The organism is Sorangium sp. So ce176, from assembly GCF_051519835.1.
GTDB classification, from domain to species: domain Bacteria; phylum Myxococcota_A; class Polyangia; order Polyangiales; family Polyangiaceae; genus Sorangium; species Sorangium cellulosum_G.
Window position 1 is genome coordinate 868,654 of sequence record NZ_CP150371.1, and the last position, 13,784, is coordinate 882,437.

Annotated in this window: 12 protein-coding genes; 7 read left to right on the forward strand and 5 right to left on the reverse strand. The window is 71.4% G+C overall.

The genetic code is table 11. From position 1 onward, the window contains the following. Nucleotides 1-163: 163 nt before the first annotated feature. Nucleotides 164-1,999, reverse strand: a complete 1,836-nt coding sequence (locus tag WMF42_RS03265; RefSeq protein WP_437690106.1) for a vWA domain-containing protein — start codon at nt 1,997-1,999, stop codon at nt 164-166. A gap of 429 nt (nt 2,000-2,428) precedes the next feature. Here WMF42_RS03265 and WMF42_RS03270 point away from each other — a divergent pair, with 429 nt between their 5' ends. The 3 genes from WMF42_RS03270 to WMF42_RS03280 all read left to right on the forward strand — a co-directional run bounded on the left by WMF42_RS03270 (nt 2,429) and on the right by WMF42_RS03280 (nt 5,250). After that, nucleotides 2,429-3,247 (forward strand): SIR2 family NAD-dependent protein deacylase, encoded by an 819-nt coding sequence (locus WMF42_RS03270; RefSeq protein WP_061610530.1) that lies wholly within the window; start codon nt 2,429-2,431, stop codon nt 3,245-3,247. Between the two features lie 131 nt (nt 3,248-3,378). Then, nucleotides 3,379-3,618, forward strand: coding sequence for a DUF378 domain-containing protein (locus tag WMF42_RS03275; RefSeq protein ID WP_061610531.1), 240 nt, complete (start codon nt 3,379-3,381; stop codon nt 3,616-3,618). A gap of 279 nt (nt 3,619-3,897) precedes the next feature. Then, complete coding sequence (locus WMF42_RS03280; protein WP_437690108.1) at nt 3,898-5,250, forward strand: erythromycin esterase family protein; 1,353 nt, start codon at nt 3,898-3,900, stop codon at nt 5,248-5,250. 96 nt (nt 5,251-5,346) lie between these two features. Here WMF42_RS03280 and WMF42_RS03285 read toward each other — a convergent pair whose 3' ends face one another. Next, a complete protein-coding gene (locus WMF42_RS03285; protein WP_081426781.1) occupies nt 5,347-6,195 on the reverse strand; it encodes an alpha/beta fold hydrolase in 849 nt (282 codons plus the stop codon). Nucleotides 6,196-6,393: 198 nt separating this feature from the next. On the opposite strand from WMF42_RS03285, the gene WMF42_RS03290 reads away from it, so the two are divergent. Then, entirely contained in the window at nt 6,394-7,266 is an 873-nt protein-coding gene (locus tag WMF42_RS03290) for an isocitrate lyase/PEP mutase family protein (protein WP_061610534.1), read from the forward strand. A 10-nt stretch (nt 7,267-7,276) separates the two neighbouring features. Further along, nucleotides 7,277-8,452 (forward strand): acyl-CoA dehydrogenase family protein, encoded by a 1,176-nt coding sequence (locus WMF42_RS03295; protein WP_437690111.1) that lies wholly within the window; start codon nt 7,277-7,279, stop codon nt 8,450-8,452. A 114-nt stretch (nt 8,453-8,566) separates the two neighbouring features. Here WMF42_RS03295 and WMF42_RS03300 read toward each other — a convergent pair whose 3' ends face one another. Both WMF42_RS03300 and WMF42_RS03305 read right to left on the reverse strand, forming a co-directional pair. Continuing rightward, complete coding sequence (locus tag WMF42_RS03300) at nt 8,567-9,187, reverse strand: glutathione S-transferase family protein (protein WP_061610536.1); 621 nt, start codon at nt 9,185-9,187, stop codon at nt 8,567-8,569. Nucleotides 9,188-9,210: 23 nt separating this feature from the next. Beyond that, nucleotides 9,211-9,873 carry a glutathione S-transferase family protein gene (locus WMF42_RS03305; RefSeq protein ID WP_061610542.1) on the reverse strand — a complete coding sequence of 221 codons (663 nt, stop codon included), beginning with the start codon at nt 9,871-9,873 and terminating at the stop codon, nt 9,211-9,213. 987 nt (nt 9,874-10,860) lie between these two features. On the opposite strand from WMF42_RS03305, the gene WMF42_RS03310 reads away from it, so the two are divergent. Continuing rightward, entirely contained in the window at nt 10,861-11,436 is a 576-nt protein-coding gene (locus WMF42_RS03310) for a GNAT family N-acetyltransferase (RefSeq protein ID WP_437690113.1), read from the forward strand. A gap of 77 nt (nt 11,437-11,513) precedes the next feature. Here the strand turns inward: WMF42_RS03310 and WMF42_RS03315 are convergent, their stop codons facing one another. Then, a complete protein-coding gene (locus WMF42_RS03315; protein ID WP_061610538.1) occupies nt 11,514-12,002 on the reverse strand; it encodes a GNAT family N-acetyltransferase in 489 nt (162 codons plus the stop codon). Between the two features lie 489 nt (nt 12,003-12,491). On the opposite strand from WMF42_RS03315, the gene WMF42_RS03320 reads away from it, so the two are divergent. Beyond that, nucleotides 12,492-13,637 (forward strand): hypothetical protein, encoded by a 1,146-nt coding sequence (locus WMF42_RS03320; protein WP_437690116.1) that lies wholly within the window; start codon nt 12,492-12,494, stop codon nt 13,635-13,637. Nucleotides 13,638-13,784: the final 147 nt, after the last annotated feature.

Here is a 13,784-nt window from a genome sequence, read left to right on the forward strand (position 1 = left end):
CCTGCCGTGAGAGAGCTTATACACGGTTTCCCCCGGATCACGGATCGACTTGGAGCGGGTCGACGGGGGCGGGGGGGCGCCGCGCTGGCCCCGCGTGATTCGCGCACGCCCGGAGCCGGCGCGCGCGGATCGGCGCGCGCGACGGAGACCCGGGGCGCGCGGGTCAGTCGGCGGCCTTCGCGATCACGGCGTCCTTCCTGCCGCCGGCGAGCGCGCCGGCGCGGCGGACGAGGCCGATGAACTCCTGCTGATCGCCCTTGCTGGACGCGGCGCCGCGCGCGATCGTCTCGACGTCGGAGAGCCTCCACGAGCGCGCGTGCGGGCTGTGGCGCAGGATCTCGGAGAAGCCGGCCACGGCGGACGCGAAGCGGAGGTCGGCCGGCGCCGCGTCGAAGGTGGGCGCGATGGCGCCCGGGGCCATCCGGACCACCGTCTCTTCGGCCGCGTTCGCGCCGAGAGGCGCCTTGTGGCGGAGGCGCACGACGACCGGCGTCGCGCCGCCCCGCAGCGCGGAGGGCTTGAGCTCGACGTCGTAGAGGGCCGTCACGCTGTGCCCCGCGCCGATCTCGCCGGCGTCGACCTTGTCGTTCCGGAAGTCCCTGTCGGCGACATTGCGGTTCTCGTAGCCGATGAGCCGGTAGGTCTTGACGAGGTCCGGATCGAACTCGACCTGGATCTTCACGTCGCGGGCGATGACCTGGAGCATCCCGCCGACCTGCTCGGAGAAGACGCGCCGCGCCTGCGCCTCGCTGTCGATGTAGGCGTAGTTCCCGTCGCCCTGGTTGGCGAGCTGCTCCATCATCAGATCCTTGTAGTTGCCCTGGCCGAATCCGATGGTGGACAGCGTGATGCCCTTGTCCTTCGCGCGCTTGATCGTCTCCAGGATCTCGTCGTGGGAGGTCGGGCCGACGTTCGCGTCGCCGTCGGAGAGCACGACGACGCGGTTGACGTGCCCCCTCACGAGCGTCCGCGCTGCGAGGTCGTAGGCGAGGTCGATCCCGCTCGCCATGGCGGTGGAGCCGCCCGCGGTGAGGTCCGCGATGGCGGCGAGGATCTTCCCCTTGCTCTCGACGCCGGTCGGCGCGAGCACCTCGCGCACGCTGCCCGCGTAGGTGCAGAGGGCGACTGTGTCCCCGGGCTTGAGCGACTCGGTGAGCATCCGGAGGCTCTTCTTCGCGAGCTCGATCTTGTCCGGCGACTGCATGGATCCGCTCGTGTCGACGAGGTACACGAGGTGCACCGGCGTCCGGTCCTTGACCGGCACGCGCTTGCCCTGGACGGCCACGCGGACGAGGTGGTGGCCCACGGTGAACGGCGAGGGCGCGGCCGCGAGGTGCACGGCGAACGGGCCCGCCGCGGGGGGCGCATAGCCGTAGTCGAAGTAGTTGAGGAACTCCTCGGCGCGGACGGCCTGATACGGCGGCAGCGCGCCCTCGAGGATCTTGCGGCGCGCGATGGCGTAAGAGGCCGTGTCCACGTCGATCGCGAACGTGGAGAGCCGGTCCTTCGCGGGGTCCTCCACCGGGTTCACGCCGTAGTCGCGGTACGTCTCGCTGCCCTGGGGCTCGGGCGCGGCGACGGCGACAGGCGCGGGCGGCGGCGCGGGGCGCGGCGCGGCGGCGATCCGCTGGGGGGGCGCTTTCTTGGGCGCGGCGCTCGCCTGGCCGCGGCGCGCTTCCGGCTTGCTCGTCAGCGCGGCCCTGGGCGACGGGGCCGAGACCACGGCCGGCGGCGGGGGCGCGGCGGGCGCGGGCAGGGCAGGCGCAGCCGCCTCGGGCGCGGCGGGCGAGGCCCCGGGCGCGGCGTCCTCGGCCTTCTCGTGTGCGGCCGACGCGTGGCCTTCGCCCTCCGGCGCGTCGTACTCCGGCTGCATGGGCTTCGCGGCCGCGGCGCCCGTCGACGGTCCCGGCGCGGCCGGGGCAGGGGCCGACGCGCCGCAGCCGAGGAGCAACGAAGCGACGAGAGACGGGGCGACGACGGCGAACGACAGGGTGCGCATGAGGTGTCCTCCTTGAAGGGGATCGCGAGCGCGGATCCCCGCAGTGCGTTCTCGTGAGGCCCTGATCGCCGGGCCCCGGGCAGGTCTTCGGGAGGGCCGCGCGCGCAGCCCTCCATGGATCTCCTGGACAGGACACGTCCCCTCGCCGCCCTCGCGGATCGAAGGCCGCATGTGCCGGTCCTCCCCGGCGAGCCTACGAAGGGACGCTCGCGGCCGCGGCTCGCTGTGGCGGGCCCGGCGCGTCCAGGTGTCAGGGAAACGTTGTCGCCGCGGCGGGCTTACACCCGAAATGGGGGGACCGCGGGGCGCCTGCTGCAGGCGCCGTCCAGCGCGGTGCGCTATGTTGCGCAGGAGGTGGGGACGACGGCGCCGGGACAACCGTCCTCCGCTCTCCCGCCTTCTGCTCCCTCTCTCCTCAGGAGGTCCGCGATGAGCGCAGCCAGCCGCGAGCGGTTCCAATCCAGCCTGTGCCGCTCCAGGAAGATCGCCGTCCTGACCGGCGCCGGCGTCTCGGCGGAGTCGGGGATCCCCACGTTCCGCGGCGCCGGCGGGCTGTGGCGGCGCTACGAGGCGACGAGCCTCGCCTCGCCCGAGGCGTGGCAGCGCGATCCCGGCCTCGTGTGGGAGTTCTACAACCACCGCCGCGAGCGCGCCCTCGGCTGCGCGCCGAACCCGGGCCATCGCGCGCTGGCGCGGCTGGAGGCGCGGTGGCGGGAAGCCGGCCGCACGTTCACCCTGATCACCCAGAACATCGACGGGCTGCACGAGCAGGCCGGCTCCCTGGATCCGGTGCGGCTCCACGGCTCGCTGTGGCAGGTGCGCTGCCTCTCGTGCGGGAGCGTGACAGAGAGCCGCGACGTGCCCATCACGCCCGCGTTCGCGGGCAGCGGCTCCCCCGATCCGGACACCCGCGCCCGGCGCTTCACGGCCGCGGAGCTGCCTCACTGTCGCTGCGGCGGCGTGCAGCGCCCGCACGTCGTCTGGTTCGGCGAGGCGCTCCAGGAGCGCGATCTCGCCGCGGCGGCCGCCGGGGTCGACGGCTGCGATCTCCTGCTCGTTGTCGGCACCTCGGCCGTCGTGTACCCGGCCGCCGGCTTCGTGCCGATGGCCAAGCGCCATGGCGCCCTCATCGCCGAGGTCAACGTCGAGCCCAGCGCGGTGACCAGCCTCTGTGACGTCGTGTTCACCGGCGGCGCGGGGGAGCTATTGCCCTCGCTGCTCGACGTCGCGCCGGAGCCGGGGCCGTAGGAGCCGTACGAAGAAGAGCGCGCGTCGAGCGGCCTCTTCCGGCGCAGGCCGGCGGCGTCAGCAGGTCGGCGCGCCGCGGCGGGCGCGCGGTGCACGCATCGCGCGGCGCGGCGCATGCTTCCGCGGGGGGTATGGAACAGGTCAACCGTGGGATTTCAGGGCTAACGTGGGCCGCGATCGCGCTCGTCGTGATCGGCGCCATCAACTGGGGGCTCGTTGGGCTGTTCGAGTTCAACGTTGTCGCCGCCCTCTTCGGCCGGGACAGCGCGATCAGCCGCATCATCTACGTGCTCGTCGGGCTCGCCGGGCTCTATCTCCTCTACGCAACGGCCCAGCTCAGCAAGCGCACGCGGGTCACCACGATGCCGTGATGCCGTGACAGACATCCCTCGACGCTGCGCGCCGAGGCGATCCGAGGCCCCTGAGAACAGGGCAGCTCCCGAGGTCATGGTGCATTCCGGCGCGGGTCTTGCAAACCCTGGCGCCTGTCCAGAGACCCGATCCGGAACCATGGAACAGCGAGCTCAGCGGCCAACGAGGGGGTTCGCCGTTCGCCAGAGGCGTCGATCTCCGGCGGACGCGACGTGTCCAGTCACGGTGGGGGCGCCGTGGATGAGGCCGCAGCCGCGACGGTCCCAAGGAGTGACACCATGCCCAGCTCTCGAGAACGTGCGATAGCCCTCGTCCGCGACGCCGCCCGCCCGCTGCGGGGCGCCGCGCGCGACGACGACGCCCTGCTCGACGCCATCGGCGACCGCCGGTTCGTGCTGCTCGGAGAGGCAACGCACGGCACGCACGAGTTCTACGAGGCCCGCGCCCAGATCACGCGGCGGCTCATCGCCGAGAAGGGCTTCACCGCCGTCATCGTCGAGGCCGACTGGCCGGACGCGTACCGCGTGAACCGCCATGTCCGCGGGACGGACGACGACGGCAGCGCCGAGGAGGCGCTCGGCGGCTTCAAGCGGTTCCCGCAGTGGATGTGGCGCAACCAGGACGTCCTCGGGCTCGTCCGGTGGCTCCGCGAGCACAACGCCGGCGTCGCGCGCGGGCGCCCGAAGGCGGGCTTCTACGGCATGGATCTCTACAGCTTGCATGCGTCGATGGAGGCGGTCCTCGCCTACCTCGACCGCGTCGACCCGGAGGCCGCCCGGCGAGCGCGGCGCCGCTACGGGTGTTTCGACCGGTTCAGCGACGACCCGCAGGTGTACGGGTATGCGGCCGGCTTCGAGCTGAGCGGGTCGTGCGAGCGCGAGGTCGTCGAGCAGCTCATGGAGCTGATGAAGAAGCAGGCCGAGTACGCGAAGCGCGACGGGCGCGTCGCGGAGGACGAGTACTTCCAGGTCGAGCAGAACGCGCGGCTCGTGCAGAGCGCCGAGGAGTACTACCGCACGATGTTCCGCGGCGCTGTGTCGTCGTGGAACCTCCGCGACAGGTACATGGTCGACACAGTCGAGGCGCTTGTCGCGCACCTCGACCGGTTCCACGCGCCGACGAGGGCCGTGCTCTGGGCCCACAACTCGCACCTCGGCGACGCGCGCGCGACGCAGATGGGCGAGAGCGGCGAGTGGAACGTCGGCCAGCTCATGCGCGAGCGCTTCGGCGACGACACGTTCCTCGTCGGCTTCTCCACGCATACAGGGACGGTGATGGCCGCCTCGGAGTGGGGCGATCCCGCCGAGATCAAGCGTGTCCGGCCGTCGCTGCCGAACAGCTACGAGCGGCTCTTCCACGACACGGAGCTGCCGCGCTTCTGGCTCGACCTGCGGCCGGAGGCGGGCGCGCGGCGCGAGCTCGTGGAGGCGCTGCGCGAGCGCTCCCTCGAGCGCGCCATCGGCGTCCTGTACCTGCCGGAGACCGAGCGGGCGAGCCACTACTTCCACGCGCGGCTCAGCGAGCAGTTCGACGCGGTCATCCACATCGACGAGACGACAGCGGTGAGGCCGCTGGAATGGACGGCCGCCCGGCGCGAGCCAGAGGCGGAGACGTACCCGACGGGGGTGTGAGCGCCGGGATCAGGCGCGCTGGCAGAGGGCGACGGGCAGGGAGAGGCTGGCAGAGAGAGAGGGGCGATCCGCCGGCGCGCGGGGCCGCGCCCGGGCCTACGCGTCGGCGTCGACCCGCCCGCCGAGGCCGCGGGGGCGGGCGGCGGCCGAGCGCGCCTCGATGAAGCGCGACACGGCGTCGACGAACGCCTCGGGGTTCTCGAGCTGCGGCATGTGCCCTGTCGCCGGGATGAACGTGAGCTGCGAGCCCGGCAGCGAGGCGTGGAGCTTCATCGCGGCGCGCGCCGAGCTGCCCGCGAGCCGGTCCGCCTCGCCCCACACGATCAGGGGGGCCAGGCCGAGCGGCGCGCTGGGACCCCCGTGGAGCACGGCGTCGAGCACCGCATCCATCTGCGGCGAGCTGCCGCGCTCCAGGTCGTCCCGCAGCGCGGCGGGGGCGCGGCCGGGGTCGGCGAAGGCGCGGGCCAGGATCGAGGGGTTGTACGCCTGCTTCAGCGCGAGCGCGCGCAGCATCTGCCGGGGCAGCGGCCGCGCCAGCAGCCAGCCGACGGCCCGCGGCAGCGCGGGGAGGGGCGTGCCGTTGACCAGCACGAGCCCCCGGCAGCGGGCCGCGTGCTGCGCCGCGAAGCACGACGCCACCCCTGCGCCGAAGGAGTTGCCGACGCACCACGCGCTGGCGACGCCGAGGTCGTCGAGGAGCCGCTCGAGCCAGCGCGCGTAGGCGCCTACCGCGCCGAGCGCCGGGGTGTCCGTGCGGCCAACGCCCGGCAGGTCGGGCGCGATCACCTGGAAGCGCTCCGCGAGCCGCTCCCAGACGGACGACCAGTGCATCGACGCGCCGCCCCAGCCGCCGTGCACCAGCAGCAGCGGCTCTCCCCGGCCGCCGACGTGGACGCTGGCGGGCTGGCCGTCGATCGCGATTTCCCTCAATGAAACCGTGCTCATGCCTCTCTCCTGTGCGGATCCATCGCGGCCGCATCCTGCCTCTCGACGGTCGGACCCGGCAACAGAAACCCAGGGAGCGCCGCCCTGCCGAGGCCTCCCGGCGCGCCGCTGGAAGGCCGAGGGAGCGCCCGGGACGCCCGCGGCGCCGCGCGTCTTCCGCTTGCGCGGAGGGCTGCCGGTCGGGCTATCGTCGCTGTCGTGTCCTCTGCTCAGCAGCTCCGAGAGCTCCTCGCGACCCCCGGCCTCCTGGTGATGCCTTGCTGCTTCGACGCGCTGTCGGCGCGCCTGATCGAGCAGGCCGGCTTCCCGCTGACGTTCATGAGCGGCTTCGCTGTCTCCGCCGCGCGCCTCGGCGCCCCGGACACGGGGCTCATCTCGTATGGAGAGATGGTCGACCAGGCGCGCGCGATCTGCGGCGCTGTGTCGATCCCGGTGATCGGCGACGGCGACACAGGCTACGGCAATGCGATGAACGTGAAGCGCACGGTGCGCGGCTATGCGAAGGCCGGGCTCGCCTGCGTCATGATCGAGGACCAGGTGGCCCCGAAGCGCTGCGGCCACACGCGCGGCAAGCAGGTGGTGCCCCGCGACGAGGCGTTCACCCGCGTCCGGGCCGCGGTGGACGCGCGCGACGAGGGCGCCGGCGTGCTCGTCATGGCCCGCACGGACGCCCGGCAGACGCACGGCTTCGACGAGGCGCTGGCGCGGGCCCGGGCGTTCGCCGACCTCGGGGCAGACATCGTGTTCCTCGAGGCGCCCGAGAGCGTGGAGGAGATGCGCGCGTTCTGCCGCGAGGTGCGCGCGCCGACGATGGCGAACATGGTGGATCACGGCAGGACGCCCGTGCTGCCGCCGGCGGAGCTCGAGGCGATCGGCTACAAGATCGCGGCCTATCCGCTCACCCTGCTCTCGGTCGCCGCCGCCGCCATGCGCGAGGCGCTCGCGGCTTTGCGCGCCGGCCGGCACCCGGACCCTCGCATGAGCTTCGGGGCGCTCCAGGAGGTCGTCGGCTTCCCTGAATACTACGCGGAAGAAGCGCGGTACGCGCAGCCGCCGCCCGAGAAGGGGTGAGTCGGACGCCATGGTCATGATGTCTTCCACCCAGTCCGAGTCGCTCCTCGACGTGGCGCGCAGCCTCGTTCCGCTCGTCAAGGAGCACGCGCAGCAGGGAGAGCGCGAGCGCCGTCTGCCCGATCCGGTGGCGAGGGCGTTCAGGGAGTCGGGGATCTTCCGGATGTGTCGTCCGCGCGCTTCCGGCGGCCTCGAGGCCGACCCCCTCACGACCCTGCGCGTGATCGAGGAGCTCTCGCGCGCGGACGGCGCGGCGGGGTGGTGTGCGATGATCTGCGGTACGACCGGCGCGTTCGAGGCGTACCTCCCGGCGGAGGGCGCTGAAGAGATGTACGCGAGCCCCGATGCCGTCACCGCGGGGGTCTTCGCGCCGAGCGGGCGCGCCATCGAGGTCGAGGGGGGGTATCGCGTCACCGGGAGGTGGGCGATGGCGAGCGCCTGTCAGCATTGCGACTGGCTGGGCGGCACAGCGGTGGTGTTCGACGGGGCGGCCCCGCGCATGTCGCCGGCGGGCGTGCCCGAGGCCGTCGTGCCGATGTTCCGCGCCTCCGAGTGCAAGATCCTGGATACGTGGCGCGTCTCCGGCCTCGCCGGCACCGGGAGCCACGATTTCGAGGTCGCGGACGTCTTCGTGCCGAGCCGCCGGTGCATCCGTCTCCCGATGACCGCGCCGACGCATCCGGGGGCTCTGTTCGTGTTCCCTCTCTTCGGCTTCCTCGCGAGCGCTGTCGCGTCGACAGCGCTCGGGATCGCGCGTGAAGCCCTTGATGAGCTCATGCGGCTCGCGGCGACCAAGAGGCCGGCCGGCGCGATGACGTCGCTCGCCGCGCGGCCGTCGACGGCGCTCGTCGTGGCCGAGGCCGAGGCGACGCTGGGCGCGGCCAGGGCGTACCTCGTCGAGGCGGTCGGCGCCGTCTGGGATGCCGCGGTCGCCGGCGAGCCGATCTCGCTGCGGGAGCGGGCGCGCGTCCGCCTCGCCGCGACGAACGCCGCGCTCGGCGCGGCCCGCGCCGTCGATCTGGCCTTCACGGCGGGCGGCGCCACGGCGCTCTACGCGGAGAGCCCTCTTCAGCGCTGCTTCCGCGACGTTCACGCCGTCACGCAGCACGCCCTGGTCGCCCCGCAGACGCGCGAGGTCCAGGGCCGCGTGCTCCTCGGGCTGGACACCGAGCTGCCCATGTTCTGACTGGCCGTCCGCGAGGGAGAGAAAGAGAAGGAGACGGGCGGGCGATACAGGCCGTCCGTCATGCGCCGCGCGGGGCGCGCGCCTCACGTCATGAGCCCGCGCGGGGCGCGCGCCTCATTTCAGCGGGAGGTCCACCCAGCGCTCGAAGCCTGGCCGGCGCCTGACGCGGCCGTACCATGCGTCCACGTGCTGGAGCGCGGGCCGCTCGATCGGGAGGTTGTACCACCGCTGCGCCGCCACCCCGAGGGGGATATCGGCGAGCGTGAAGTACTCCCCTGCGGTCCACGGGTGCCGTGACAGCTCCTTGTCGAGGATCCCCAGGGCGGCGAGCGCCGCCTTGCGCGCGCCGTCGATCGCGCCCTGATCGCGGCGCTCCTCCGGCGTGCGCAGGAGCTGGACCAGGAGCGTCCGCACCGGGGGCCACAGCGTCCCGAACTGCCAGTCTGTCCAGGCGTCGGCGCGCGCCCTGTCCGCGATGTCGCTCGGCTGGAGGGGCGGCGAGCCGTAGCGGGTGAACAGGTACCGCACGATCGCGTGCGACTCCCAGAGCACAAGGGGCCCGTCCTCGAGCGTCGGGACCAGCCCGTTCGGGTTGAGGGTGAGATAGTCCGCGTCCTTGACGCGGCCGAACGGCCCGCCGGCGTCGATGCGCTCGAAATCGAGCTTGAGCTCGTCGAGCGCCCAGAGGACCTTCTGTACATTGGAAGAGTTCTTGTGACCCCAGAGCTTCAGCATGATGTCCTCGTCTTCGGTGCCGCTCAGGCGGCCGTCGCCGGCTTCACGAACTTCGCGTAACGCTCCACGTAGAAATCGACAGGGTTCAGGTTGGCGCGGACAGCGTCGCGCGCCTGCACGGCGTCGAGCCACGCCCGGAGCCGCGTGAGCTCCGCCGGGATGGAAAACCCGCGCAGGCGCCCCACCGCCGGCAGCCGCTCGAACCACGGATAGAAGGCGAGATCGACGAGGCTGACCTCGGCGCCGAGCCAGTAGGGCCCGCTCGACTTCGCCAGCGCCTCGCGCTCGATGAACGCGAGCACGTCGCCGAGCGCCTTGCGCCCCTCCGCCTCCTGGTCCGGCGTCTCGGCCCTGAGGAGCTGACCGAACGCGGGCACGAGGCGCGTGTTCGCGTGATCGATCCAGATCCTCGCCAGGGCGCGCCTGCCGGGCTCCCGGGGCAGGAGCGGGGGATCGGGGAAGACCTCCTCCAGGTACTCGTTGATGATCGCCGACTCCCAGATGCGGTGGCCCTCGTGCTCGATCGCCGGGACCTTACCGTAGAGCGAGGCGTCGACGAACGCCCGCGGCTTGTTCTGAAGATCGACCTCCGTCAGCTCGTGGTCGATCGCCTTCTCCTGAAGCACGAGCCGGGTGCGGTGAGCGAAGGGGCACGCCTTCGCGCTGTAGAGTCGCAGCTTCGTCATCCTGTTCTCCTTCGTGGCTCCGGCCACGCGAGATGCTCTCCTGCCGCGCGGAGCAGAAGGACGAGCGTCCGGATCCACCGGATGTCCCTCCAGGTCGCGCCGCGCTGGTTCAGGCTCGGAGCGCGCGCCGGCATCGGCGACGGTCTTCGATCGCGTTCGCGTCATCTCACGCGCCGCTGCTCGAGCAGATAGCGTGCCAGAGCGCTATCGCGGGAACGGATCGTGTTCCGTCATGGCGGACATGGACTTGCTGCGGCAGGAGCAGCGATTGCTGGCGACGTGCTGCTGCGGCAGCAGTCACGCCGGCGTGCGGTGGTGATCGTGTCGGAGGCCGGCGATGCTGCGCGGGCTCCCCGGATGGCCCGGTGGGCGCGTCGTGGAGGTGCTTGGGGGTCGGTTTGCTCGCGACAGGCGCTCCGCTGAGCGCTGGGCGCCGGGAGGGGTCGCTGCTGTTCGAACGGTCGATGAAGGCAAATACCCGGGAGACGTCGCGCCTCGCGGGATGGGGTTGTTCAGATCTTCATCCTCTTCCTCCTCGTGGTTGCTGGTCGCGGATGCGACCGGCAGAGCCGCAGTCCGCTACCCCGTCGAGCGGCACCTCGGCGCGAGCGGATCGGCCAAACGCGGCGGACGCAGGTATCCTCCCGGCCCACCGGGGGAGCGCCGCTGTTCTCTGTCTTACTCTTCTATGACGGACGCTAGTCTGTTATAGTGGATGTGTCAAGCCGCTCCTCGGGTCGGCGACGAGCTCGATCGGGCGTGCGCAACCCGCTTGCGGCGGGATAGCGCTCCCGGGAGGGGATCGCGCCGGACGCGCAGGGATGTTCAGGGGAGGCTTTCGTCGTAAGCTCCGCAGCGTGATGATCGCTCGCGTCGGCAGCGGAGATCTCGGTGGCTCCGGACACCGCAATCGCGGGGTCTGCCGCGCTCGACAGGGGATTGACATCGTTGTCCGATGCACGAGGGCGGCGGGCGTGGAGCGGGGCCATGGCGGGTGAGCGCCCTCCGGCGCGCATCGTGACCGATCGGCTGGTGCTGCGCGCGTGGCAGCCCGAGGATGCTCCTTTGATGAGGGAGGCGATCGACGCCAGCCTGGCGCACCTGCGCCCCTGGATGCCGTGGGCCGTGCACGAGCCATTGGCGCTGGAGGCCACGATCGCGCTGCTGGAGAGGTTCCGGGACGATTTCGTGGCAGGACGCGACTTTCATTACGGCATCTTCACGCGCGACGAGCGCGAGGTGCTCGGGGGCACGGGGCTGCACCCGCGGATCGGCCCGGACGCGATCGAGATCGGATACTGGCTCCGCGAGACGGCGACGCGCCGCGGGTACGCCACGGAGGCGGTGGAGGCGCTGACCCGGGTCGCGCTCGAGGATCTCGGGCTGAGCCGCGTCGAGATCCGCTGCGATCCCCGGAACAGCGCGAGCGCCGCCGTGCCCCGGCGGCTCGGGTATCGACACGTGACGACGCTCGAGGCGAATGCGCTCACGCCGGCCGGCGAGCCGCGCGACACGATGGTATGGGAACGGACGGCCGCGGAAGGCGCGAGCCCACCTCGATGAGGGTCAGTCCATGAGGACGGCTATCACGTCCTCCTGCGTGCCGTGATCATGGATCCAGAGATATCGAGGCGCCCGGATCAGAGCTCGAGCGTCATCTCGATCATCGTGCGGCGGAAGCCGAACCGCTCGAACAGGCGCTGCGCGGCGGCGTTCTGCGTCGCGGTGTGGAGCACGACGCGCGGCGCCCCGAGGGCGCGGAGGCGCGCGATCACGGCGTCGAGCAGGACGGCTCCCGCGCCGAGCCGGCGCGCGGGCTCGTCCACATAGACGTCGTGGAGCACGCCGCACGCGTCGAGCAGGCTGTTCCAGTCGCGCGGCTCCCGGCGGCCGTAGGCGTAGCCGACCAGCGCCGGCTCGGCGCCGCTCCGTTCGGCGACGACGATCGCGGCGTCGGGGTTGGCGAGCTCGCCGGTGAGCCACCGCTCGTAGCCCGGCTCGATCGGCTCCGGGCACAGGAAGCGGTGCGGATCCAGGGCGTGGTGGAGGCGGACGAGCTGCGCCGCGAAGCGCGCCACCGCGGGCATGTCGGCGCGCTCCGCGGGGCGAACAGTGATGGAAGGGGTCATTCGGTCAGGTATAGCGCGCGTGTGGTGGGATATCGACATGGCGGACGCGAGCAGACAGCCGAGTAGTCTAGCCATAGCAGAAACAGAGGTGGCGTTCGTGAGGTCGAGGGGCGAGCGCTCATCAGTCGATGGATCGAAGAGCTGGAAATGCTTCCGGCCGTCGGAACGCGTGCCCTACCGCGGCATCGACTACAGGAGCGGAATTTGCTCGGCAAGGACATCCTCGATCCGCCGGGCCCTGAATAGCGACCGGCAGGCGCGCGGGGCAGCGTGCCGTCACCGGTCCCGCTCTGCTTGCATAGAGGACGCCCACGTAGTTCCGACCGGCGGAGCGGCACTCCGGCACCTCCGGGCGGTACAGATGTGGTAGCCTCGCTCGCGTCGTCCCTCTGGGACGCCGCCGCTGATCTGAGATTTTCCTGGAAAGCAGAGTAGCCCGTGCGATCTACCCCTGCAGCCCCCCTTTTCGTGGTCGCTTGCCTCCTGCCCGTGCTGCTCATCCCGGTCCGTGCGCGCGCTCAGCCCTCCGGGCCGAAGGTCAGTGGGGAAATACAGAAGCTCTTCGACGAAGGCATCGCCGAGATGGATGCCGGCCAGTTCCAGTCCGCCTGCCCGAAGCTGGAACGGGTAGTTGAGCTCGAACCGGACGGACTCGGCGCCCGTTTGGCGCTCGCAGAGTGCTATGAGGGGATGAGCGAGCCCGCACGCGCATGGCAGACATGTTTTGATGCCAAGCGTGCGGCAGTACAGGCAAAGAATGGCCAGCGGGCACATGACGCAGCTCTTTGCATGACCCGCCTCGATTCAAAGATCGTGAAAATCGAGCTGAACGTGCCCCAGATTGTGCGCTCCTTGCCCGATCTGGAAATCACGCTCGACGGCGCTCGCGTCGAGCCTGCGCGCTGGGGAGCGCCGGTAGCGGTCATGCGAGGGAAGCACGTCGTGGTGGCGACTGCACGGGGAAAGCTGCCGTGGCGTAAGAACGTCACGCTACAGCGGAGCGGTGCCCCACAACCGATCAAAGTGGAAGCTCTGACAGATGCCCCGTCCGTAAGCCCCGGGAGCAATGCCGGCGGGCCGTCGGCGGGCACTAACGCTGGTGCTTCAGGGGCGCCGTCTCCGAACTCGCAGGCAGGGACTGCTCAGGAAGGGACCGCGTCAGTGAGCGCGGCGCAGCAGGGAGTACCTCCGCAGGGCACCGCGCGCCAAGGCGCACCTCCTGAACGCGCAGCACAGCAGGGCACAGTACGCCAAGGCGCGGCGCGGCAAGGTAAGATCCAGGGCACAGCGACCCAGAGTGCGGCGCAGCAAGTGGCAGGCGCGCCTTGGACCAAGCGCGTGGGCTCTACAGATCGCGACGGTGAGGACGGATATGACTCGCACCGACGTGCATTGGGCACCGTTGCCTTGGGTTTTGGGGGCGCGGCCGCTTTCGTGGGGACGGTCCTCGGCACGATCGCGCTCAGGGTTGAGGACAAGGGGAACGGGCTAGGCACCGCGTCGCTGGTCACCTTGGTGAGCAGCGGGGTACTATTGACGGCTGGTGGCGTTCTGGTCCTCACGTCCGGTCCTAGCGGTTCGAGCTCCAACATCTTGCTAAACCCGCAAGGCGTGTCTGCGCAGCTGAGGTGGTGATCGATGCTGCGCGTCCGCTGCCGTTTCTCATTGAGGACCTCCGCGTCGAGGCGGTTTCACTTCGGCCAGATCGCACCCGGGTTTGGGCTGTCTTCATCGCCGTCGTACGTGCCCTGCGTGGGACGGGTTGATGACTGTGGACGGGGC